Here is a 19,959-nt window from a genome sequence, read left to right as displayed (position 1 = left end):
GGATAGGTGCCTCCCTTGAAAGTGACGGAGTGCCGCGATGCGCGGCGGCAGGGCGCGGTCCCTCTTCGGTCGGATAAGCAACCGTCAGGGTGCGCTGGCCTGTGGTGCCCCATGGCACGTGGTCCGGATGGGGCGGCGGCGCCCGAAGGCGCCGCCAGAGGTCCGGTTTACATCGAGGCGTTGATTTCCTGCGCCGCGTCGATGTTGTCCTGACCGACATCGTCGATGAACTGGTCCCAGACGGGTTTCATCGCGTCGACCCATGCCTGGCGCTGCTCGGGGGTGAGCTGGCGCACGGTGCCGCCGGCGGCGATGATCGCTTCCTTGGCTTCCTCGTTCACCTTGAAGGATTCGGAGTTACGCTGCTCGGTCACTTCCTGAAGGATCGTCGACAGCTGGTCGCGCACATCGGCGTCCAGACCTTCCCACCAGTCGACGTTGGTCACGACCAGATAGTCGATCACGCCGTGGTTGGTTTCGGTGATACCGTCCTGCACCTCAAAGAACTTCTGGCCGTAGATGTTCGACCATGTGTTCTCCTGACCGTCCACAACGCCGGTCTGCAGGGCGCCGTAAACTTCCGAGAAGGCCATCGGCTGCGGGCTGGCGCCCAGCTGTTCCATGTTGGCTTTCAGCACTTCCGAGGGCTGGACGCGGAATTTCAGACCTTTCGCATCCTCGGGCGCGATCAGCGGCTTGTTGGCCGAGATCTGCGTCACGCCGTTATGCCAGAACTGCAGGCCCAGCAGACCACGGCGGGTCATCGATTCCTTCATCGCCTGACCGGCGTCGGAGTTCTGGAACGCATCCACCGCGTCGATGTCGCGGAACATGAAGGGCAGATCGAAGATGCGGAAGACTTTGGTGAACTGTTCGAATTTCGACAGCGACGGTGCTGCCATCTGCACGTCACCCTGCAGCAGGGCTTCGAGCACCTGATCATCGTTATAGAGTGTCGAGTTCGGGAAAACCTCGACGCAGGCCTTGCCGTCCATCTCTTCGTTCACACGTTCCTGGAACAGCGAGGCGGCGATGCCTTTGGGGTGCTTGTCTGTATTGGTGACGTGGCTGAACTTGATGACGACTTCGCCGTCGTCACAGGCGGCGGCGACTGCGCCGGCGGATACGGTCAGGGCCAGTGCGGCCATGGTCAGAAATTTCATTATGGGTCTCCTCCCAGAGAGTTTTCATGCGCGGTATCGCGCGGTGATGCACAACAGGATGAATTTATTGGCACCCGCCCGCAAGCAGCACGGCGCGCAAAGACGCGGATGTTAAAATCCTATTTTCGTCAGATACTTATCCAGCACATCTACATGATCATTTTTCGGGCAGGCACAGGCGCGTGCGGGATTTCGCCCCGTCGAACAGGTCTGTGTGCGGAATTCCGCACACACTCGTTTGCACGAATCAACGGCGGAATTCTTCGGGGCGGATGCCGTACCGGGCGCATTTGTCGTAAAAGGTCTTGCGCGGCAATTTCAGCGCACGCGCGGCTTCGGTCGCGTGGCCGTCGACCCTGCGCAGCGCGCTTTCGATCAGCGATTGTTCTACCTGTGCGAGGTGTTCCTGCAATCCCAGCCCGTCGGCCATCTGCGGTGTGTCGGTCATGCCCATGACAAAGCGCATCGCCTCGGACATCAGCGCACGCGCGTTGCCGGGCCAGTCGCGCGCCATCAGCTGCGCTTCGATGTCCGGTCCCACGTCGGGCGCGGGCTGGCCGCTTTGCTCGGCGGCCTGTGCCACGTAATGACGAAACAGCACCGGAATATCCTCGGGGCGTTCGGACAGCGACGGGATACGCACCTGCATCACGGTCAGACGAAAATAGAGATCGCTGTTGAACCGGCCCTCGTCCACCTCCGCATCCAGTGGCTTGGTGGATCCGGCGATGAACCGTGCGGGGCGGCCCTGCTCCAGCGCTTCGGCGAGGGCAAGCTGGGTCTGCGCGGGCAGCATGGCGATTTCGTCAAGGAACAGGCTGCCCGCCTCGGCCTCGTCGAAGGCGGCGGCAAGCGCTGCGGTATCCAGATCCTGCGCCGCGCGCTTCACGAAGGGCCGTTTCGACTTGCTGGAGCTGAGGTGGATCACCTCGGCCACCTTCGATATGCCGGTGCCGCGTGCGCCGGTGATCAGCACATCGCCGCGCGCCTGCGCCACGCGGCGCACATGTGCGCGCAGCCGCTCCGACCGTTCCGAGATGCCGAAGATCATCCGCGCCGCGGGATCGCCGCTTTCGACCAGTTGCCGCAGTTCGCGGTTTTCCAGCACCAGCGCGCGGGTTTTCAGCGCCCGCTCGACCACCGCCAGCAGGTCCTTGGGCGCGCAGGGTTTTTCGAGGAAATCGAACGCCCCCTCGCCCATCGCTTTGACGGCCATGGGGATATCGCCCTCGCCGGTCAGCAGGATCACCGGAAGATCGCGGTCCACGGAGCGGGCATGGCTCAGCAGATGGAACCCGTCGCGACCGGGCATGCGGATGTCCGAAATGATGACACCGCGGAAATCGCGCGCGATGTGATCGGCCGCCACGACGAAAGACCCCGCCGCGATACAGTCGAGATCGGCCAGTTCCAGCGTCTGCGAAAGCGCCTCGCGCACTGCCGGATCGTCGTCGACCAGAAGTACCTTTTGCCTCATGCCACCTGTTCCTGTGCTGCGGGGAGCAGGGCCACGCTGAACGAGGCCCCGCGCTCTGCGTTCTGCGCCCGGATCTCTCCGCCGATGCTGCGCACGATGGCATAGCTGATCGACAGGCCAAGGCCCATGCCCTTTGCGGCGCCCACTTCCTTGGTGGTGTAGAACGGATCGAACACCTTGTCGGGTTCGGTGATCCCGCCGCCGGTATCGGATATGGTGACGACGACGCGCGCGCCCAGCTCGATTTCGATGCCCAGCACGCGGCGGTCGGTGTCGGCCATCGCATCAAGGGCATTCGCGATGAGATTCATGAACACCTGCCCCAGCCGGACCTCGCCGCCGCGTACCCAGACCGGCACCAGCGGCGGGGCGTAATCGATCCGCACCCCCAGATCGTCGCTGCGCAGGCGCGCCAGTTCTATGGCCGAAGCAAGGATCTGGCCCAGTTCGACCGCGACCACCTCGACGCTTTCCTGCCGCGAGAAGGCGCGCAGGTTGCCGATGATCCGCCCCATGCGCCGCGTCATCTCCGAAATCCGCCCGAGGTTCTCTGCGGCGCGTTCGGGCTTGCCCCGCTCCAGAAACGCGATGCCGTTTTCGGCGAAGGTCTGCACCGCCATCAGCGGCTGGTTCAATTCGTGGCTGATCCCGGCGCTGAGCTGCCCCAGCGCGCTGAGTTTGCTCGCGCGGACCAATTCGTCCTGTGCCTGCTCCAGCGCGGTTTCGGCCTCGCGGCGCTCCGCGACCTCGCGGCGCAGTTCCGTGTTGATGGCGCGCAGCGCCTGGGTGCGCGCGGTGACACGCGCCTCAAGCTGGGCATTGAGCCGTGCCAGCGTCAGCCGCCTTTCGGTGGCCAGAAACAGCAGCGCCCCCAGCAGCAGGCACAGGGCCGCCACCGCAGCGGCCTGGCTGAAGGCAAGCTTGCGCACCGGCGCCACATCGACCAGCACCTCGCCCGTCATGCCGATGACCGGCAGGTCGCGCGACAGGTGCAACGCCTCCTGCGGCAGGTAACGCCCCCAGCCAAGTCGCCAGATTTCGTGCGGGCCGCTGTAGGTCACGCTGAAATCGGGTTCTCCGCCGTCCGGCGGGCGCAGACCCGGCGCATCATCGGCCCGCACCCAGTTTATCAGTTCGGACCGGTTCGACACCTGAACGCGCCCGACCCCGTCGGTGAAGAACACCGGCGGCGTATCCCCGCGCCACGCATATTCGACAGAACTGAGATCGGTCGAGACCACAACCGCGCCAAGCGCCTGCCCCTGCGGCCCGAACACCGGGGCCGCAAAGAAAAAGCTGCGCGGTGTCCGACCGCTCGACGGGCCATAGCCGCGCCCCAAAGCGCCGTTGCGCGCCCGCGCGATGTAGCGCTGCGCGTCCACCGCCCCCGCGCCGTCCTCGGCGGCGCCCATCACCCGGCCCATCCTGTCGACCACAATCACATCCGACGCGGCGGACCGGTCGGCGATGGCGCGCAGCAATGCGGTGTCCTCGGGCTGGATCGCACCGGCCAGCATCCGCGTGACCTGCGGATGATCCGCAAGGTTGACCGCCAGATCGCGGTAGCGCTGCAACTGTCCGGTCAACCGGTCACTGGCCAGCGCCAGATCCGCGCCCGCGCGCGACGACAGCTGCGCAAGCCCCTGCAAGGTGGCATAGCGCCAGACCCCCGCAGCCAGCGCCGCGACACATATCAGGTAAAGCGTGACCAGAAGTCCGCGCCGCAAAAAGCCTTTCATCATGCCGGTATCTTACGCAGAGCCGCTTGCATTGGGAAGCCGACCGGCGCATTCAGCCTCCATGCAGAAACTCAGCCAATCCCCGCTTGATCCAAGCTTTGTCCAGGACCCCTATCCGTTCTATCACCGCGCCCGCGCGGCAGGGCCTGTGGTGTTCTGGGAAGACTACGGGATGCTCTGCGCCTTCGACGCGGCGACCGTTCACGCGCTGCTGCGCGACCGCAGGCTGGGCCGCGAAGTGCCCGCCGACCAGCGCCAAGCAATGCCCGAGCACCTTGCCGACTTTGACAGGGTCGAGAAACACTCGATGCTGGAGCTTGAGCCCCCGCGCCACACCCGCCTGCGCGGGCTTGTGCTGCGGGCCTTCACCTCCCGCCGGATCAGGACGCTGGAGCCTGACATCGCCGCCGTCACCGCCGAGTTGATTGGCGGTCTTCCCACGCGGGAGGCGTTTGACCTGATCCCGCAATTCTGCACGCAACTGCCGGTGCGGATCATCGCGCGGCTTCTGGGGGTGCCGGAGGATATGGCCCCCGATCTGCTACGCTGGTCCAACGACATGGTCGCGATGTATCAGGCCGGTCGCAGCCGCGCGGTCGAGGAGGCGGCAAACGCTGCCGCCGCCGAATTCACCGACTTTCTGACGCGCTATATCGACGCCCGCCGTGCCAGCCCCGCCGACGATCTGATCACCCAGTTGATCGCCGCCGAGCAGGACGGAGAGAAGCTGTCGACCGATGAGCTGATCGGCACCTGTATCCTGCTGCTGAACGCGGGCCACGAGGCGACGGTTCACAGCCTTGGCAATGCCGTGAAATGCCTGATCGACCATGACACCCCGATGGAGGCACTGGCCCCCGACCGGATCGCGGCCACCTGCGAGGAACTCCTGCGCTATACGCCGCCGCTGCATCTGTTCGACCGATATGCCTATGAGAATATCGATCTGGACGGCGTCACGCTGAAACGCGGCGACCGGATCGGGCTGGTGCTGGCGGCGGCGGGGCGCGATCCGGCGGTCTTTGACGATCCCGACCGTTTCGTGCCGGACCGTCCGGTCCAGCAACACGCGGCCTTTGGCGGGGGGCTGCATTTCTGCGTGGGCGCGCCGCTGGCGCGGATGGAGATGCAGATCGCCCTGCCCGCCCTCTTCGACGCCTGCCCCGACCTGCGCCTCGCGCAGCCGCCGCGCTTTGCCAACAGCTATCACTTCCACAAGCTGGACCGCCTGATGGTCCGCGCCTGACCTCAGGCGCGGCGCGCCACCGTCACGGGGTCAGCGGCAGCATTGTCGTCGATTTGATTTCTTCCATCGACAGCAACGCGGTCACGTTGTGCACACGCACCTCCGAGATCAGCGCCTGATAGAAGCGGTCGTAGGCGCGCGCGTTCTCGACCCGCACTTTCAGGATATAGTCGATGTCACCGGCCAGCCGGTGCGCCTCCTGCACTTCGGGCCGGTCCTTCAGCGCCTTGAGGAAACGCGCCTGCCACTCCGCCTCGTGGGACGACGTGCGGATCAGGACGAAAAAACACGCCTCGAACCCCAGCGCATCCGGATCCAGAAGAACCGTGTGGCGCCCGATCACGCCGGCATCGCGCAATTTCCGAATCCGGTTCCACACCGGTGTCTTCGACGCGCCCACCTGACGCGCGATTTCGTCGAGAGACTGGCTCGCGTCCTCCTGAAGCACCGCAAGAATCTTCCGATCCGTCTCGTCAATCCGAACAGCCATTCTGTTTCCCTTCAATTTTGAAACTGAGCGTTCTAGCTAGACAGAATTATAGAACGAAATTCCTTATTTGCACCAGCCCATGGCGCCAAATGGGAATAATTTCCTATATTGAGGTCAAGAAACGCAAGGATGCAGACCATGGACCATTTCCCGATCTTCGTCGCCACCCAATCCGCGCGCATCATCGTCTCCGGCGGCGGTGACGCGGCGCTGGCCAAATTGCGGCTGCTGATGAAGACCACCGGCCGGATCACGGTCTTTGCCGAGGATCCCGCGCCCGAAATTGCCGACTGGGCCGCCGCTGGCAAGCTGACGCTCGTGCGCCGTGCGATGGATCACGGCGATGCGGTTTGCGCGCGGCTTTTCTACGGTGCGAACGAGGACGCGGCAGAGGACGCGCGCACAGCCGCCCTGGCACGGGCCTGCGGCGCGCTGGTCAACATCGTCGATAACCTCGCCGACAGCCAGTTCATCACCCCCGCCATCGTCGACCGTGACCCGGTGACCATCGCCATCGGCACCGAAGGCGCCGCACCGGTTCTGGCGCGGGCGATCAAGGCCGATCTCGAAGAGCGGCTGCCGCAGTCGCTGGGCCTGCTGGCGCGCATCGGCAAGACATTCCGCCGCGCCTCCTATGCCCTGCCCTTCGGGCGCGCGCGCCGTGATTTCTGGCGCGACTACTACTTCAACGCAGGCCCCAAGGCCGTGGCCGATGGCGAGGACGCGGTGCGCCCCGCGCTGGACGCGCTGCTGGCCGATCACATGGGCCGCACCGCCCGTGCGGGCCACGTTGCCTTTGTGGGCGGCGGCCCCGGTGATCCGGAACTGCTGACGCTCAAGGCACGCCGGGCGCTGGATGAAGCCGACGTGGTGATCTACGACAGGCTCATCACCCCCGAGATCCTCGAGCTGGCGCGCCGCGAGGCGGTGATGATCGACGTGGGCAAGGAAGGCTTCGGCCCCTCCACACCGCAGGAGCGGATCAACGCGCTGTTGGTGGAACATGCCGCAGACGGCTCGCAGGTGGTGCGGCTGAAATCCGGCGATGCGACCGTCTTCGGACGGCTCGACGAAGAGATCGAGGCGGTCGAGGAGGCCGGTATCGGCTGGCACATCGTGCCGGGCATCACCTCGGCCTCCGCTGCGGTGGCGGCCATCGGTCAAAGCCTGACACGGCGTGGCCGCAACGCGTCCGTGCGGTTCCTGACGGGTCATGACACCAAGGGATTTGCCGATCACGACTGGGCCACGCTGGCCCGCCCCGGCGAAGTCGCCGCGATCTATATGGGCAAGAAATCCGCCCGTTTCATTCAGGGCCGCCTGATCATGCACGGCTGCGACCGGCAGACCCCCGTCACCCTGATCGAAAACGCCTCGCGTCCGAACCAGCGGGTCATCGAAACCACGCTCGACGCGCTGCCCGCCACGCTGGAGGCCGCGCAGATGTCCGGCCCCGCGCTGACCTTTCTCGGCCTTGCGCCCCGCGCGGCACTGGCCCTTGCCCCGACACTGAAAACACAGGAGTTCGCATAATGCCGAAAGCCTTCAAACCCTCCGTCATCACCGCCAACGCCCTTCTTGAGGGCGATGTCGTCTATCTCGGACCCGACGGTTGGGTCCGTGACCTTGCGGATGCCGAAGTGATCACCGACGAAGCGGATGCCGATATCCGCCTGCTCGAAGCGGGTGCGCAGGCCGACACGGTCGTCGGCGTCTACCTCGCCGAGGTCGACAACAGCAGCGGCACACCCGAACCCACCCATTTCCGCGAAGCGTTCCGGGCCAAAGGCCCGTCGAACTACGCCCACGGCAAGCAGGAGACAGCCTGATGTACAGCTATACCGATTTCGACGCCGCCTTTCTGGCCGAGCGTAATGCCCAGTTCCGCGCGCAGGTCGAGCGGCGCATTGCCGGTCACCTGACCGAGGACGAATTCAAGCCGCTGCGCCTGATGAACGGTCTTTACCTGCAGCTGCACGCCTACATGCTGCGGGTGGCGATCCCCTACGGGACGCTGAAATCCGCCCAGATGGAAAAGCTGGCCGATATCGCCGAGCGCTGGGACAAGGGCTATGGCCACTTCACCACGCGCCAGAACATCCAGTACAACTGGCCCGAGCTGCGTGATGTGCCTGACATGCTCGACGCGCTGGCCGAGGTGAACCTGCACGCGATCCAGACCTCCGGCAACACGATCCGCAACGTCACGGCCGACCATTTCGCCGGTGCTGCCGCCGACGAGATCGCCGATCCGCGCCCCGTGGCCGAGTTGATCCGCCAATGGTCGACCGACCACCCCGAATTCCAGTTCCTGCCACGCAAGTTCAAGGTGGCGGTCACCGGATCGCCCCACGACCGTGCGGTGATCAAGGCGCATGACATTGGCCTTCGCATCGTCGAACGTGACGGTGAGCAAGGCTTTGAAGTCGTCGTCGGCGGTGGCCTTGGCCGCACGCCGATGATCGGCAAGGTGCTCTATGATTTCGTGCGTTCCGAGGATCTGCTGCCGACGCTCGAAGCGATCGTCAGCGTCTACAACCTGCTGGGACGGCGCGACAACAAGTACAAGGCGCGCATCAAGATCACCGTGCACGAGAACGGGATCGAGGATATCCGCGCCCGTGTCGACGCGCGCTACAAGCTGATCCGCGACCAGTTCACCGGCGTCGACCAGCAGATGCTGAGCCGCATCGAGGCGGATTTCGCCGCCCCTACCTTCAAATCCGCCGACACGGCCGCCTTCGACCGCGCCTACCGCTACGATCCCGCGTTCCAGAGCTGGGCGGACACCAATCTGACCGCGCACCGCAACCCGGAGTATGCGATCGTGTCGATCAGCCTCAAGGCGCACGGCAAGACGCCCGGTGATGCCTCGGCCCGGCAGATGCGCCTGATGGCACAGCTGGCCCGCCGCTACGGCCACGACGAGCTGCGCATCAGCCACGAGCAGAACGTGATCCTGCCCCATGTGCACCGCGGCGATCTGCCGTCGGTCTACAATGCGCTCCGCGCCGAAGGGCTGGGCACGGCAAATATCGGTCTGATCTCGGATATCATCGCCTGCCCCGGCATGGATTACTGCGCGCTGGCGACCGCACGCTCGATCCCTGTCGCGCAGGAGATCGCGACGCGTTTCGACGAACTGAAGCTCGAGCACGATGTCGGCCCTCTGAAGATCAAGATTTCGGGGTGCATCAACGCCTGCGGGCACCACCACGTGGGCCACATCGGGATCCTCGGTCTGGACCGCGCGGGCGTGGAGAACTACCAGATCACGCTGGGCGGCGACGGCACCGAGGATGCGGCCATCGGCGAACGCGCGGGGCCCGGATTCTCGGCCGACGAGATCGTACCCGCGATCGAGCGGATCGTGATGGCCTATCTGGATCTGCGCGAGGACCGCGAAGAGACCTTCCTGCAAACCTACCGCCGGCTGGGCCTTGCCCCGTTCAAATCGGCGCTTTACCCGGAGGCAAAAGCCGATGCCGCTTGATCATGCTGCTTCGCTTGCAGCGCGGGTCGATACGCTCAACACCGAACTGAAACACCACGCCGCCGCCGATGTGCTGCGGCGGGCGTTTCGCGCCACGCCCAATCTGGCGCTGGTCAGCAGCTTCGGCGCGGAATCGGTTGCGTTGCTGCATCTGGCGTCGAAGGTGAAACCCGACGTTCAGGTGCTGTTCATCGACACCATGCTGCTGTTTCCCGAAACGCTGGCCTACCAGCGCGATGTTGCGATGAAGCTGGGCCTGAAGAAGGTGCAGATCCTGCGCGCGGATACTTCCGTCGCCGATCCCGACGACACGCTGCACCAGCGCGACCCCGACGCCTGCTGCAACCTGCGCAAGACACAGGTGCTGAACGAGGCGCTGAAGGACTTTGACGGCTGGATCACGGGGCGCAAGCGCTACCAGTCCGGCAAGCGGGCGGATCTGCCCGCCTTCGAGGTCGAGGATGCGACCGGCCGGATCAAGGTCAATCCGCTGGCCCACTGGACGCGCGACGACGTGCAGACCTACATGGAAGAAAACAACCTGCCCCGGCACCCGCTGGTGGCGCAGGGCTATCCCTCCATCGGCTGCGCGCCCTGCACGTCACCCGTCGCCGAAGGCGAGGACCCCCGCGCCGGACGCTGGCGCGGGCAGGACAAGGACGAATGCGGCATCCATTTCGTGGATGGCAAGATGGTAAGGACTGGAGGCACGACATGAGTGTGATTGTAACCGACAGCGGCTTTGGCGCCGACGACTGGAGCACCGCGTTCTGCGGCGCGGGCGCGGCCAACGATTGCGCGGCGCTGGATCTCGCATCCGACACCGACCCCGAGACGGTCTCCCTGACGCCCGCGGTCAAGATGATCCGCGTCGATTTCCCGTCTTCCGCGGACGGGCGCGGCTTTACCATCGCGCGGGCGCTGCGCCTGCGCGGATACACCGGGCGCCTGCGGGCACGCGGGCATGTCCTGTCCGACCAATACGCCATGGCCCGCCGTGCAGGCTTTGACGAGGTCGAGATCGACGAGGCCCTCGCCGCACGCCAGCCCGAAGCCGAATGGCGGTTCCGGGCGAACTGGCGCGCCCATGACTACCAGAACCGTTTGCGCGGCTGATCCCGCCCGCGACCATGGGCGCATTGCGCCCCCTGTTTCCATCCAATAGACAAGGACCGCAGCGCCCCGCCGTTGCGGATTTCATATGACCGAGCAAAAACCATTGACCACACAGACCGCCAAAGCCGTGCCGACCCTGCCCGACGCCCAGACCGTCACGCAAGTCACCCATTGGACGGACCGGCTGTTTTCGTTCCGCGTGACGCGCCCCGCGACGCTGCGGTTCCGGTCGGGTGAATTCGTGATGATCGGCCTGTTGGGCGATCCCGACCCGAAGACCGGCAAGCAAAAGCCGCTACTGCGCGCCTATTCCATCGCCTCGCCCGCGTGGGACGACGAGTTGGAGTTCTACTCGATCAAGGTGCAGGACGGGCCGCTGACATCGAAGCTGCAACACATCGAACCCGGCGACCAGATCATCCTGCGGCCCAAGCCCGTGGGCACTCTGGTACACGATGCCCTGCTGCCGGGCAGCCGCATCTGGTTCTTTGCCACGGGCACCGGTTTTGCCCCCTTCGCAAGCCTTCTGCGCGAACCCGAGACCTACGAGAAATTCGACGAAGTCATCGTGACCCATACCTGCCGCGACGTGGCCGAGCTTGAATACGGCGCCAAGCTGATCGAAGAGTTGAAGGCCGACGAGTTGATGCACGAGCTGATCGGCAAGGAAAACCTCGACAAGATCCGCTACTACCCGACCACGACCCGCGAAGAGAGCCCGAAGATGGGACGGATCACCACGCTCTTGCAGGACGGCACCGTCTTTCGCGACCTCGGGATCGAGGGGATCAGCCCCGAGACCGACCGCGCCATGGTCTGCGGCAGCCTTGCCTTCAACAAGGATATCTGCGCCGTTCTCGAAGGGTTCGGGCTGGAGGAAGGCGCCAATTCCGATCCAAAGCATTTCGTGATCGAAAAGGCCTTCGTCGGCTGAGCCGGCCAAATTGCGAAAAAACCGGACAGGCGCGGCCCAGGGCTGCGCCTGTTTCGTTTTGACATTGGCGTGGCGGCTGTGCCTCATCCGCCCATGCGCGCGCTCAGATACCATCTTCCCCTGTTTGCCATCCTCGCCGTGATCTTTGCCCTCTGGCAGACCCCGGCGGTGCTGCCCGTCAAGGTGCTGATCGTGTTCCTGCACGAGCTGTCGCACGCGATCGCCGCATGGCTGACGGGCGGATCGGTGCTGGAGATTTCCGTGAACCCCGCCGAGGGCGGCTTTACCGTCACGCGCGGCGGCAATGCCGTCGCGATCCTCACGGCGGGCTATCTGGGGTCGCTGCTGATCGGTGTGGGGCTGCTGGTGGTCGCACTGCGCAGCGATGCCGACCGGCTTGTGCTGGGCATCTTCGGCGCGGTGACGCTTTTCGTGACGCTGTTTTACGTGCGCGAGCCCTTCGCGGCGCTGTTTTGCGGGGCCAGCGGACTGGTCCTGCTGGCGATTGCCGTTTTTGCGGGGCACCGCTCCAGCGATCTGGTGCTGCGGATCATCGGGCTGAGCAGCGTGATCTATGTGCCCTACGACATCTTCGACGATACCATCGCGCGGTCCGCACTGCCGTCAGACGCGCGTGTGCTCTCCGAGACTTTTGGCGGACCCACCGTGGTCTGGGGCGGGCTCTGGCTGGCGCTCAGCCTTGCGGTGATTGCGTGGTCCTTGCGGCACGCCTTGGCGGTGCCGTCGACCGTGCGGACCTACAGACCCCGCTGAGCAAAAGAAAAGGCCGCGCTTCGACAGAAGCGCGGCCCGTTCAGAAGTCGCTGCGGTCAGGAGATCAGTTTTCCATCCCCAGCGCGTCGCGGAGCCGTTCCAGCGCGTTGCCCAGCATTTCTGGATTGTCCTGCGCGGCGCGCACGGCTGCGGAAAGCGTGGTTTTCTGCATCTGGCCCAGATCACTTTCCTCAATCATGGTGACGACGCGGTCCAGATCGAAGTTTTCCACGGTCAGCGCTTCTTCGGCGGAAAGAGCGGCTTCGTCAGTTGCGGCCTCTGTCGCCTCTGCGGCGTCCGTCGCTGCCTCCTCGGTGGCCTCTGCCGCCTCGGTCGCTGTTTCCTCAGTCGCCTCTGCGGCTTCGGTTGCTACTTCCTCGGTGGCCTCTGCGGCGTCAGTTGCGACTTCCTCGGTTGCAGCGGCGGCGTCGCTTGCTGCTTCTTCAGTGGCTTCAGCGGCCTGCTCCGTTGTCTCTTCGGCCGCTGCTGCGGCGTCGGAGGCTGCTTCCTCGGTAGCGTCAGCAGCTTCGGCTGCTGTCTGCTCGGTCGCCTCCGCAGCCTCTGTTGCTGCTTCTTCCGTGGCGGCTGCTGCATCGCTGGCGGTATCGCTTGCGGCGTCAGCTGCCGCTTCGGCGGCCTGCTCTGTCTCTGCTGCGGCTTCCTCGGTGGCGTCGGCGGCATCGGCAGTCGCCTCTTCGGCTGCGTTCACCGCGTCTTCGGTCGCGCCGGCAATCGAATCGCCCGCTTCCTCGGCCATGTTCACAGCGCCTTCAACTGCGTCCTGCGCGGCGGCGGTGGCGTCTGTCGCGGCATCGCCCACGGCGTCCGCGGCTTCAGAGGCAGTTTCGGAAACCGCTGCTGCGGCGTCGGATGCCGCTTCGGCGGTTGCGTCCGTTGCATCGGCTGCGGCGTCAGCGGCGGCTTCGGCGGCCTGCTCGGTTGCTTCGACGGCTTCGTCGACAGCTTCGCCTGCGGCGGCGACCGCGTCACTTGCCGCTTCCGAAGCATTCTCGGCGGCGGTGGACGTCGTTGCCGAAACATCGGCTGCGATTTCTTCGACGCTGCGACCGGTGTAGAGGATATAGCCCCCCAGTGCGATGATCGCGGCGACCACAATCCAAACCAGATTTTTCATTGCTTTCCCCTCGTTGCTTGCCCAAGGCAGCTGGGTTTCGAACTGCCTGTCGGTGATAGGCGTCACATGCGCATGACCAGTCCGTTACGCAAGGGGAAAACGCAGACAATGACCCCAAAGTTTCGCGTTTTCACCTTGAAGCGGGGGCACTTGGGGTCTATTTTGCCTCACCGATCATTGAAACAGACAAAGGACGATCACCATCGCTCGCAGACCCCATAACGCGCCGCCCACCCGTGACACCGGCCCGCGCGTAAACGAGAACATACGCTCCCCCGAAATTCGCCTTATCGGTGCAGATGGCGAAAACGTGGGCGTCGTAAGCCCCGCGCGCGCCATGGACATGGCCGAAGAGGCCGGGCTCGACCTGGTTGAGATTTCTCCCAACGCGAACCCGCCCGTGTGCAAGATCATGGATTTCGGCAAGTTCAAATACGAGACGCAAAAGCGCGAAGCCGAGGCCCGGAAAAAGCAGAAGGTCATCGAGATCAAAGAGGTCAAGTTCCGTCCGAATACGGATACGAACGACTATGACGTCAAGATGCGCAACGTGTTCAAGTTTCTCGAAAACGGCGACAAGGTGAAAGTCACGCTGCGCTTCCGGGGCCGCGAGATGGCGCACCAGAACCTCGGGCGTGAATTGCTCGAACGGGTTGCCGAGGACACCAAGGAAATGGGCCGTGTGGAGAACTTCCCCAAGATGGAAGGCCGCCAGATGGTAATGCTGATCGGACCGCTTCCGAACAAGTGACGACAACGTGACCGTCGAAGTAACAACGCCCCGCTGCACGATGCAGCGGGGCGTTTTTCGTTTGGCGCAGCAAGGCTACCTACAAGTTAGCGCAGCAGCGACGTGATGTTGCGCACCACCGCACGGCGGTTGGCCTGCTCGGCTTCCAGTGTCGGGACCTTCAGCTGGCTTTCGCCGTAGCCCTGCACGATCATGTTCTCGGCGGGCACCTCGAAATATTCGGTCAGCGCCAGGGCAACCGTCTCCGCGCGCCTGTCGGACAGCGCCAGATTGTAGGTCGCGTCGCCCACAGCATCCGTATGGCCCTCGACCAGCAGAACGGTGCGCGGGTTCTCCGCGATCAGCTCACGCAGGGTATTGCCGATCCGCGCAAGATTGCGCGCCTGTTCGGGCTGGATCGCCGCCGATCCGGTGGCAAAGCGCACGGCATCAAGCTGGATTTCCTGAGCAAGCTCGCGCACCTGCTCTACCTCGCGCACCTGCCGGAGCGAGAAGCGCTGGCCGTTCGCAGCCGCCGCTTCTGCCCGCAGCGCCGCGCGCAACTCTTCCTCGCCCCGGATCGGAGCCTGTGGTGAGGCAGTGGTCTGTGGTGCAAGCTGGCTGACGATGATCTCTTCTTCGGATCGCGTATCGTCAAAGAGCGTGTATTCCTCGCCGTTCGGGGTGATGCGCACGCGGCGCAGGACCGTGCCGTCGGCGCCGCGGATGGTTACGATACGCGCGCCGTTGGGCTTCAGAACGGTTGTCCGTGTCGATCCGTCGTCGAAGGTTTCGGTGGTCAGGTCGTTGCCTGCCTGACGCAACAGCGCGTCATCGTTCTTGAGCACGCGCAGATCGCCGTCCCGTTCAACCACGACGCGGTCACCCGAGCGGCTGACCACTTCGTCGCCGTTCTTGAGCACCTGCCCCACGGCCACGGCACCCAGACCCAGCAACAGGGCCTTTTCGAACTTGCTCAGCCCGTCATCGTCCTTGGAATTGCTTTCGGCGCCCGATCCGGCAACGGCCGTCTCGAACTCTTCGTTGGACGAGCGCACGTTGTCATCGTTCAGCTCTTCTGTCTCGGTCGTGGCAGCACTCTGCTGCTGCGCAGTGGCGGATGCGGCGGCAGTCTGCTGGCTTTCGGCGCGACGTTGCGCCTTCTGTGCCTCCTTGGCCTGCTTGCGGGCCTCTTTCTCTGCCTGCTTCAGCTGTTTCTGGGCTTGCTTGTCCGCCTCGGCCTGTGCTGCAGCGGCAGCCTGACGTTCGGCATCAGCGGCTTCGGCCTCCAGACGGGCCGCCGCTTCGGCGTCACGCTGGGCCTGCGCCTGTTGCGCAGCCTTGGCGTCGGCAGCCTGCTGCTGGGCCTGCGCCTGCTTAGCGGCCTCGGCATCGGCTGCCTGCTGCTGGGCCTCAGCGTTGCCATCCGCTTGCGCTTGTGCGTCGCGGGCACGCTGAAGGGCGGCTTCGGTATTTTCCAGACGGCGTTCCCACTCCTCGAGATCGGCCAGAACCGCTGCCACGTTGATGGACACATCGCGGTCAGACTGCGTCACCTTCAGCCGCAGCTCCTCAACACGTGCCGTCTCGCGCTCCACGCGGTCTTCAAGCACTTCGACACGGGATTCAACGACCAGCCCGCTGGGCAGCGTGCAAGGGTACGTATGGTCATTGATACGCGGCGCGCAGGCCTGTTGCGCAAAAGCGGGGGCCGGCAGGCTCATCATCAGTGCCAGGCCAAGGCTGGTGGACGATTTCAGAATGGTTTTCATGGTATTTCCTCGTATGCGTCGTGCAGCCGTATCGCAGGCTACATCTTCGACAGTTCAACATCGAGGATAAGGGCTTTGTTCCACTGATAGGCAATAACAACGGGCCTGCAAGCGGATAACCGCAGGGGGATCGTACCCCCTGCGGTCGGTTGTATCGCGATCAGGACAGCGCGGCGACCGCGCGCTTGGTCATGACACCGATCAGATGCGCACGATACGCGGCAGAGCCGTGAAGATCGCTGATCATGTCCTCGGGGTCGGCCTTCAGGCCCGCCACCGCATCCGCCGAGAAAGTCTCGGACAGCGCCTTCTCGGCGTCGGTCCAGCGGAACACGCCGTTGTTGGACGCTCCCGTCACGGCGACGCGCACACCGTCCGCGAATTTCGCGACGAACACCGCAACCAGCGGAAAGCGCGACGCGGGCTGGATGTGCTTTTCGTAATGCGCGGCCTCCGGCACGGGAAACTTCACCTCGGTCACGATCTCGCCTTCTTCGAGGGCTGTCGCGAACATCCCCTGGAAAAAGTCGTCCGCGGCAATTTCGCGGCGGTCGGTGACCACGGTCGCGCCCGATCCCAGCACCGCCGCCGGATAGCACGCCGAAGGGTCGTTGTTGGCGACGGAACCGCCGATGGTCCCACGGTTGCGCACCGCCGGATCACCGATCCGCGCGGCCAGGCTCGACAGCCCGGGATAATCCGTCGCCGTTTCGCGCGCCACGGTGGCGTGGGTGGTGCCGCCACCGATACAGATACGGCCCGCGTCGTCCTTGCAGACGCCTTTCATTTCGTCGATCCCGTGCAGCGATACCAGAACCGACGGCATCGCCAGCCGGGCTTTCAGCGTCGGGATCAGGGTCTGTCCGCCGCTGATCGGCTGCGCCTCTTCGGCCTTCAGCGCCTTGACCGCATCCGCGATGGTGCTTGGGCGCTCTACATCGAAATTATACATTTTCTCTTCCTTTCCGGCAGCGCGGGGCCCCGTGTCTCTAACGCAACCCGTGGCTCCATTTTGCCTTTAAACTCATGGGCGCTTGCGCCCTTACAACCTCACCCCCGAGAAGGGCCGGTGCGGGGCGCGCGAGGACGCCCCGCGCGCCTCTCAGCGGTTCATCGCCTCCCAGACCCGTGACGGGGTCACCGGCATATCGACGTGATCCACCTTGTGTCCCCCCGATTGCAGCGCATCGACCACCGCGTTGACAACCGTCGGGGTGGAGCCGATGGCACCGGCTTCGCCGCAGCCCTTCACGCCAAGCGGGTTGTGGGTGCAGGGTGTGCCGTTGGTATGGTCGACAGTGAACATCGGCACGTCCTTGGCACGTGGCATCGCGTAATCCATGTAGGACGCGCTGCGCAACTGGCCGTCTTCGTCGTAGGCCGCGTTCTCCAGCATTGCCTGTCCGATGCCCTGCGTCAGACCGCCGTGCACCTGGCCTTCGACGATCATCGGGTTGATGACATTGCCGAAATCATCCGCCGTGGTGAATTTCGCGATCGTCACCTCGCCGGTATCGGGGTCGACTTCGACCTCGCAGGCGTAGGCCCCGGCGGGATAGGTGAAATTCGCCGGATCGTAGAATGCGGTCTCCTCGAGCCCCGGTTCGATATCCTCCAGCGGGTAGTTGTGCGGCACATAGGCAGCGAGCGTTACATCGCCCCAGGCCACGCTCTTGTCCGTGCCCGCGACCGAGAACGCCCCGTCCTTGAGGTCGATGTCGTCGTCCGACGCTTCCAGCAGGTGGCCCGCGATCTTCTTCATCTTGGCGATGATCTTTTCGGCGGCGCGCACCATGGCGGGCCCGCCCACGGCGATCGAGCGTGACCCGTAGGTGCCCATGCCCATCGGGGTGTTGGCGGTGTCACCGTGCACGATCTCGATCATATCCTCGCTCAGACCGGTCATCTCCGCGATGACCTGCGGGAACACGGTCTCGTGCCCCTGCCCGTGGCTGTGGCTGCCGGTCATCACCACCAGACCGCCGGTGGCATTCACCCGCACGGTGGCGGATTCGTAGAGACCGGCACGCGCCCCCAGCTGCCCGACGAGGTTCGACGGCGCGATGCCGCAGGCCTCGATGAAGCAGTTGATGCCAAGACCACGCAATTTGCCCTTCTTCTCGCTTTCGGCACGGCGGGCGGCAAAACCGCCCAGATCGGCGCTGGCCTCCAGCTTGTCCATCAGGCGGTGGAAATCGCCGCTGTCATATTCAACGGCCACCGGTGTCTGGTAGGGGAATTCGGTGATGAAGTTCTGGCGGCGCAGGGCAATCGGGTCGAGCCCCAGCTCGCGCGCGGCCTTGTCGATCACACGCTCCAGCTGGTACGTCGCCTCGGGGCGTCCGGCACCGCGGTAGGCGTCGACCGGCACGGTGTTGGTGAACACCGCCTTGACGTTCACATAGACCAGCGGCGTTTTGTAGTTGCCCGCCATCAGCGTGCCGTGCAGCCATGTCGGGATCGACGGCGCGAAGGTCGACAGATAGGCCCCCATGTTCGCATAGGTCATCGTGCGCACGGCGGTGAAGTTGTTATCCGCATCCAGCGCCAGTTCGATCTTGGTCTGGTGGTCGCGCGCGTGTGCATCCGACAAGAAGGCTTCCGAGCGGGTACAGGTCCATTTCACCGGACGGTTCAACGCCTTGGCCGCGAAGGTGCAGAAGGCTTCCTCGGCGTAGTGGTAGATCTTGGAGCCGAAGCCGCCGCCCACGTCAGGTGCCACGACGCGCAGCTTGTGCTCGGGGATGCCCAGAACGAACGCGCCCATCAGCAGGCGGATCACATGCGGGTTCTGCGATGTGGTATAGAGCGTATGATCTCCGCTGGCGCGGTTGTAATCGCCGACAGCAACGCGTGGCTCCATCGCGTTGGGCACGAGACGGTTGTTGACCAGCTCGAGCGTGGTGACATGCGCGGCGTCCTTGAACGCCTGTTCGACCGCTTCCTTGTTCTCTTCGACAAGGCTCCAATCGTAGCACAGGTTCGAGGTCAGGTCGTCGTGGACCTTGGTCGCGCCGTCCTCGACCGCTTTTTTCATGTCGATGACCGCAGGCAGCTCCTCGATATCGAGCTCGATCGCCTCGGCGGCGTCGCGGGCCTGATCGGCGGTTTCGGCGACGACGGCCGCGATGGGATCGCCCACATGCCGCACCTTGCCCTCGGCAAGAATCGGGTGCTTGGGTTCCTGCATCGGCTCGCCGTGGCGGTCGGTCACCTGCCAGCCGCACGGAATGCCGCCCGCCGCTTCGAAATCGGCGGCGGTAAAGATTTTCAGAACGCCGGGCATCGCGGCAGCCGCCTCGGTGCCGATGTTGTTGATCCGCCCGTGCGCCACGTCGGAGCGCAGGAAGACCACGTGAGCCTGTCCGCGCAGATTGATGTCGTCGGTGTAATTGCCATCACCGGTCAGAAACCGGATGTCCTCGCGCCGCTTCGTGCTGGCGCCGATACCACTGTCCTTTGGCATGTTTTCAGTCCTCCCTGGGGTCGGGGCGCATCTGGGCGCACCCTGATTTTTCAAATGTCCTTGGCCGCCACCGCCCCCTCCCCGGGGCGGATGCGGTTATTTCTCGTGCAGGCCGAAACGGACACCGCGCGGATCGGTGCAGGTCGCGAACCGGCCAAAGCCCGGTGCCTCCGCGATTTCACCCATCAGCGCGCCACCGGCGGATTTCACCCGCGCGACGGCCACTTCGATGTTGTCGACCGCCAGATAGGGCACCATGCACGGCGTCCCCTCCTGATGCATGCCGACCTTGCGCGTGCCGTCGGTAAAATAGCCACCGCCGCCTTCGCCGTCCTCCCACGTCCAGTCCATCACCGCAGTGAAGAAGGCTGTGGTGGCCTTGGGATCGTCGGATCCGATCTCGATGAAGTCGGGCGCGGCCACG

The 19,959-nt window shown here is 64.6% G+C and carries 18 protein-coding genes; 9 read left to right on the top strand and 9 right to left on the bottom strand.

The annotated features are described in order from the left end of the window. Positions 1–167 precede the first annotated feature (167 nt). The 3 genes from ABMC89_RS02835 to ABMC89_RS02825 form a co-directional block, all read right to left on the bottom strand. Positions 168–1,163, bottom strand: coding sequence for a DctP family TRAP transporter solute-binding subunit (locus ABMC89_RS02835; protein ID WP_349564982.1), 996 nt, complete (start codon positions 1,161–1,163; stop codon positions 168–170). 247 nt (positions 1,164–1,410) lie between these two features. Further along, positions 1,411–2,640, bottom strand: coding sequence for a sigma-54-dependent transcriptional regulator (locus tag ABMC89_RS02830; protein ID WP_349564980.1), 1,230 nt, complete (start codon positions 2,638–2,640; stop codon positions 1,411–1,413). Then, positions 2,637–4,382, bottom strand: a complete 1,746-nt coding sequence (locus tag ABMC89_RS02825; protein WP_349564978.1) for a sensor histidine kinase — start codon at positions 4,380–4,382, stop codon at positions 2,637–2,639. The genes ABMC89_RS02830 and ABMC89_RS02825 overlap by 4 nt, the downstream gene beginning before the upstream one ends. Before the next feature lie 58 nt (positions 4,383–4,440). Between ABMC89_RS02825 and ABMC89_RS02820 the strand changes: the two genes are divergently transcribed. Further along, positions 4,441–5,625, top strand: coding sequence for a cytochrome P450 (locus ABMC89_RS02820; RefSeq protein ID WP_349564976.1), 1,185 nt, complete (start codon positions 4,441–4,443; stop codon positions 5,623–5,625). Positions 5,626–5,647: 22 nt separating this feature from the next. On the opposite strand, the gene ABMC89_RS02815 is transcribed toward ABMC89_RS02820, so the two are convergent. Then, entirely contained in the window at positions 5,648–6,115 is a 468-nt protein-coding gene (locus tag ABMC89_RS02815) for an Lrp/AsnC family transcriptional regulator (protein WP_349564974.1), read from the bottom strand. Positions 6,116–6,253: 138 nt separating this feature from the next. Here ABMC89_RS02815 and cysG point away from each other — a divergent pair, with 138 nt between their 5' ends. The 7 genes from cysG to ABMC89_RS02780 all read left to right on the top strand — a co-directional run bounded on the left by cysG (position 6,254) and on the right by ABMC89_RS02780 (position 12,432). Then, the gene (gene cysG, locus ABMC89_RS02810) at positions 6,254–7,648 is read left to right on the top strand and encodes a siroheme synthase CysG (protein WP_349564972.1); all 1,395 of its coding nucleotides are present in this window, start codon (positions 6,254–6,256) and stop codon (positions 7,646–7,648) included. Beyond that, entirely contained in the window at positions 7,648–7,944 is a 297-nt protein-coding gene (locus ABMC89_RS02805; protein ID WP_349564970.1) for a DUF2849 domain-containing protein, read from the top strand. The genes cysG and ABMC89_RS02805 overlap by 1 nt, the downstream gene beginning before the upstream one ends. Beyond that, positions 7,944–9,608: a nitrite/sulfite reductase gene (locus ABMC89_RS02800; protein WP_349564968.1), complete on the top strand. Its 1,665-nt coding sequence runs from the start codon at positions 7,944–7,946 to the stop codon at positions 9,606–9,608. The genes ABMC89_RS02805 and ABMC89_RS02800 overlap by 1 nt, the downstream gene beginning before the upstream one ends. Further along, a complete protein-coding gene (locus tag ABMC89_RS02795) occupies positions 9,598–10,326 on the top strand; it encodes a phosphoadenylyl-sulfate reductase (protein ID WP_349564966.1) in 729 nt (242 codons plus the stop codon). The genes ABMC89_RS02800 and ABMC89_RS02795 overlap by 11 nt, the downstream gene beginning before the upstream one ends. Beyond that, the gene (locus ABMC89_RS02790) at positions 10,323–10,724 is read left to right on the top strand and encodes a DUF934 domain-containing protein (RefSeq protein WP_349564964.1); all 402 of its coding nucleotides are present in this window, start codon (positions 10,323–10,325) and stop codon (positions 10,722–10,724) included. Before ABMC89_RS02795 ends, ABMC89_RS02790 begins: the two co-directional genes overlap by 4 nt. An 85-nt stretch (positions 10,725–10,809) precedes the next feature. Continuing rightward, complete coding sequence (locus tag ABMC89_RS02785; protein ID WP_349564962.1) at positions 10,810–11,658, top strand: ferredoxin--NADP reductase; 849 nt, start codon at positions 10,810–10,812, stop codon at positions 11,656–11,658. 93 nt (positions 11,659–11,751) lie between these two features. Then, complete coding sequence (locus tag ABMC89_RS02780) at positions 11,752–12,432, top strand: M50 family metallopeptidase (RefSeq protein WP_349564960.1); 681 nt, start codon at positions 11,752–11,754, stop codon at positions 12,430–12,432. 64 nt (positions 12,433–12,496) lie between these two features. Here the strand turns inward: ABMC89_RS02780 and ABMC89_RS02775 are convergent, their stop codons facing one another. Beyond that, positions 12,497–13,567: a hypothetical protein gene (locus ABMC89_RS02775; protein ID WP_349564958.1), complete on the bottom strand. Its 1,071-nt coding sequence runs from the start codon at positions 13,565–13,567 to the stop codon at positions 12,497–12,499. A 196-nt stretch (positions 13,568–13,763) separates the two neighbouring features. Here ABMC89_RS02775 and infC point away from each other — a divergent pair, with 196 nt between their 5' ends. Further along, positions 13,764–14,318, top strand: a complete 555-nt coding sequence (infC, locus tag ABMC89_RS02770; protein WP_439655652.1) for a translation initiation factor IF-3 — start codon at positions 13,764–13,766, stop codon at positions 14,316–14,318. Between the two features lie 86 nt (positions 14,319–14,404). Here infC and ABMC89_RS02765 read toward each other — a convergent pair whose 3' ends face one another. From ABMC89_RS02765 to ABMC89_RS02750, 4 genes are all read right to left on the bottom strand, one after another. Beyond that, entirely contained in the window at positions 14,405–16,069 is a 1,665-nt protein-coding gene (locus ABMC89_RS02765) for an OmpA family protein (protein ID WP_349564956.1), read from the bottom strand. Positions 16,070–16,229: 160 nt separating this feature from the next. After that, positions 16,230–17,021: an FAD binding domain-containing protein gene (locus ABMC89_RS02760; RefSeq protein WP_349564954.1), complete on the bottom strand. Its 792-nt coding sequence runs from the start codon at positions 17,019–17,021 to the stop codon at positions 16,230–16,232. Positions 17,022–17,171: 150 nt separating this feature from the next. After that, positions 17,172–19,535, bottom strand: a complete 2,364-nt coding sequence (locus ABMC89_RS02755; protein WP_349564952.1) for a xanthine dehydrogenase family protein molybdopterin-binding subunit — start codon at positions 19,533–19,535, stop codon at positions 17,172–17,174. A gap of 96 nt (positions 19,536–19,631) precedes the next feature. Beyond that, complete coding sequence (locus ABMC89_RS02750; protein WP_349564950.1) at positions 19,632–19,958, bottom strand: VOC family protein; 327 nt, start codon at positions 19,956–19,958, stop codon at positions 19,632–19,634. Between the last annotated feature and the right edge of the window lies 1 nt (position 19,959).

Origin of the sequence: Sulfitobacter sp. HNIBRBA3233 (assembly GCF_040149665.1) — a bacterium.
Taxonomy (GTDB): domain Bacteria; phylum Pseudomonadota; class Alphaproteobacteria; order Rhodobacterales; family Rhodobacteraceae; genus Sulfitobacter; species Sulfitobacter marinivivus.
Note: the sequence above shows the minus strand (reverse complement) of the source record. Positions and strands in the feature narration are given on the sequence as shown.

Excerpts from the sequence above, each read along its gene's own strand:
- ABMC89_RS02835 (WP_349564982.1), bottom strand. The coding sequence starts at position 1,163 with ATGAAATTTCTGACCATGGCCGCACTGGCCCTGACCGTATCCGCCGGC.
- ABMC89_RS02830 (WP_349564980.1), bottom strand. The coding sequence starts at position 2,640 with ATGAGGCAAAAGGTACTTCTGGTCGACGACGATCCGGCAGTGCGCGAG.
- ABMC89_RS02825 (WP_349564978.1), bottom strand. The coding sequence starts at position 4,382 with ATGATGAAAGGCTTTTTGCGGCGCGGACTTCTGGTCACGCTTTACCTG.
- ABMC89_RS02820 (WP_349564976.1), top strand. The coding sequence starts at position 4,441 with ATGCAGAAACTCAGCCAATCCCCGCTTGATCCAAGCTTTGTCCAGGAC.
- ABMC89_RS02815 (WP_349564974.1), bottom strand. The coding sequence starts at position 6,115 with ATGGCTGTTCGGATTGACGAGACGGATCGGAAGATTCTTGCGGTGCTT.
- cysG (WP_349564972.1), top strand. The coding sequence starts at position 6,254 with ATGGACCATTTCCCGATCTTCGTCGCCACCCAATCCGCGCGCATCATC.
- ABMC89_RS02805 (WP_349564970.1), top strand. The coding sequence starts at position 7,648 with ATGCCGAAAGCCTTCAAACCCTCCGTCATCACCGCCAACGCCCTTCTT.
- ABMC89_RS02800 (WP_349564968.1), top strand. The coding sequence starts at position 7,944 with ATGTACAGCTATACCGATTTCGACGCCGCCTTTCTGGCCGAGCGTAAT.
- ABMC89_RS02795 (WP_349564966.1), top strand. The coding sequence starts at position 9,598 with ATGCCGCTTGATCATGCTGCTTCGCTTGCAGCGCGGGTCGATACGCTC.
- ABMC89_RS02790 (WP_349564964.1), top strand. The coding sequence starts at position 10,323 with ATGAGTGTGATTGTAACCGACAGCGGCTTTGGCGCCGACGACTGGAGC.
- ABMC89_RS02785 (WP_349564962.1), top strand. The coding sequence starts at position 10,810 with ATGACCGAGCAAAAACCATTGACCACACAGACCGCCAAAGCCGTGCCG.
- ABMC89_RS02780 (WP_349564960.1), top strand. The coding sequence starts at position 11,752 with ATGCGCGCGCTCAGATACCATCTTCCCCTGTTTGCCATCCTCGCCGTG.
- ABMC89_RS02775 (WP_349564958.1), bottom strand. The coding sequence starts at position 13,567 with ATGAAAAATCTGGTTTGGATTGTGGTCGCCGCGATCATCGCACTGGGG.
- ABMC89_RS02765 (WP_349564956.1), bottom strand. The coding sequence starts at position 16,069 with ATGAAAACCATTCTGAAATCGTCCACCAGCCTTGGCCTGGCACTGATG.
- ABMC89_RS02760 (WP_349564954.1), bottom strand. The coding sequence starts at position 17,021 with ATGTATAATTTCGATGTAGAGCGCCCAAGCACCATCGCGGATGCGGTC.
- ABMC89_RS02755 (WP_349564952.1), bottom strand. The coding sequence starts at position 19,535 with ATGCCAAAGGACAGTGGTATCGGCGCCAGCACGAAGCGGCGCGAGGAC.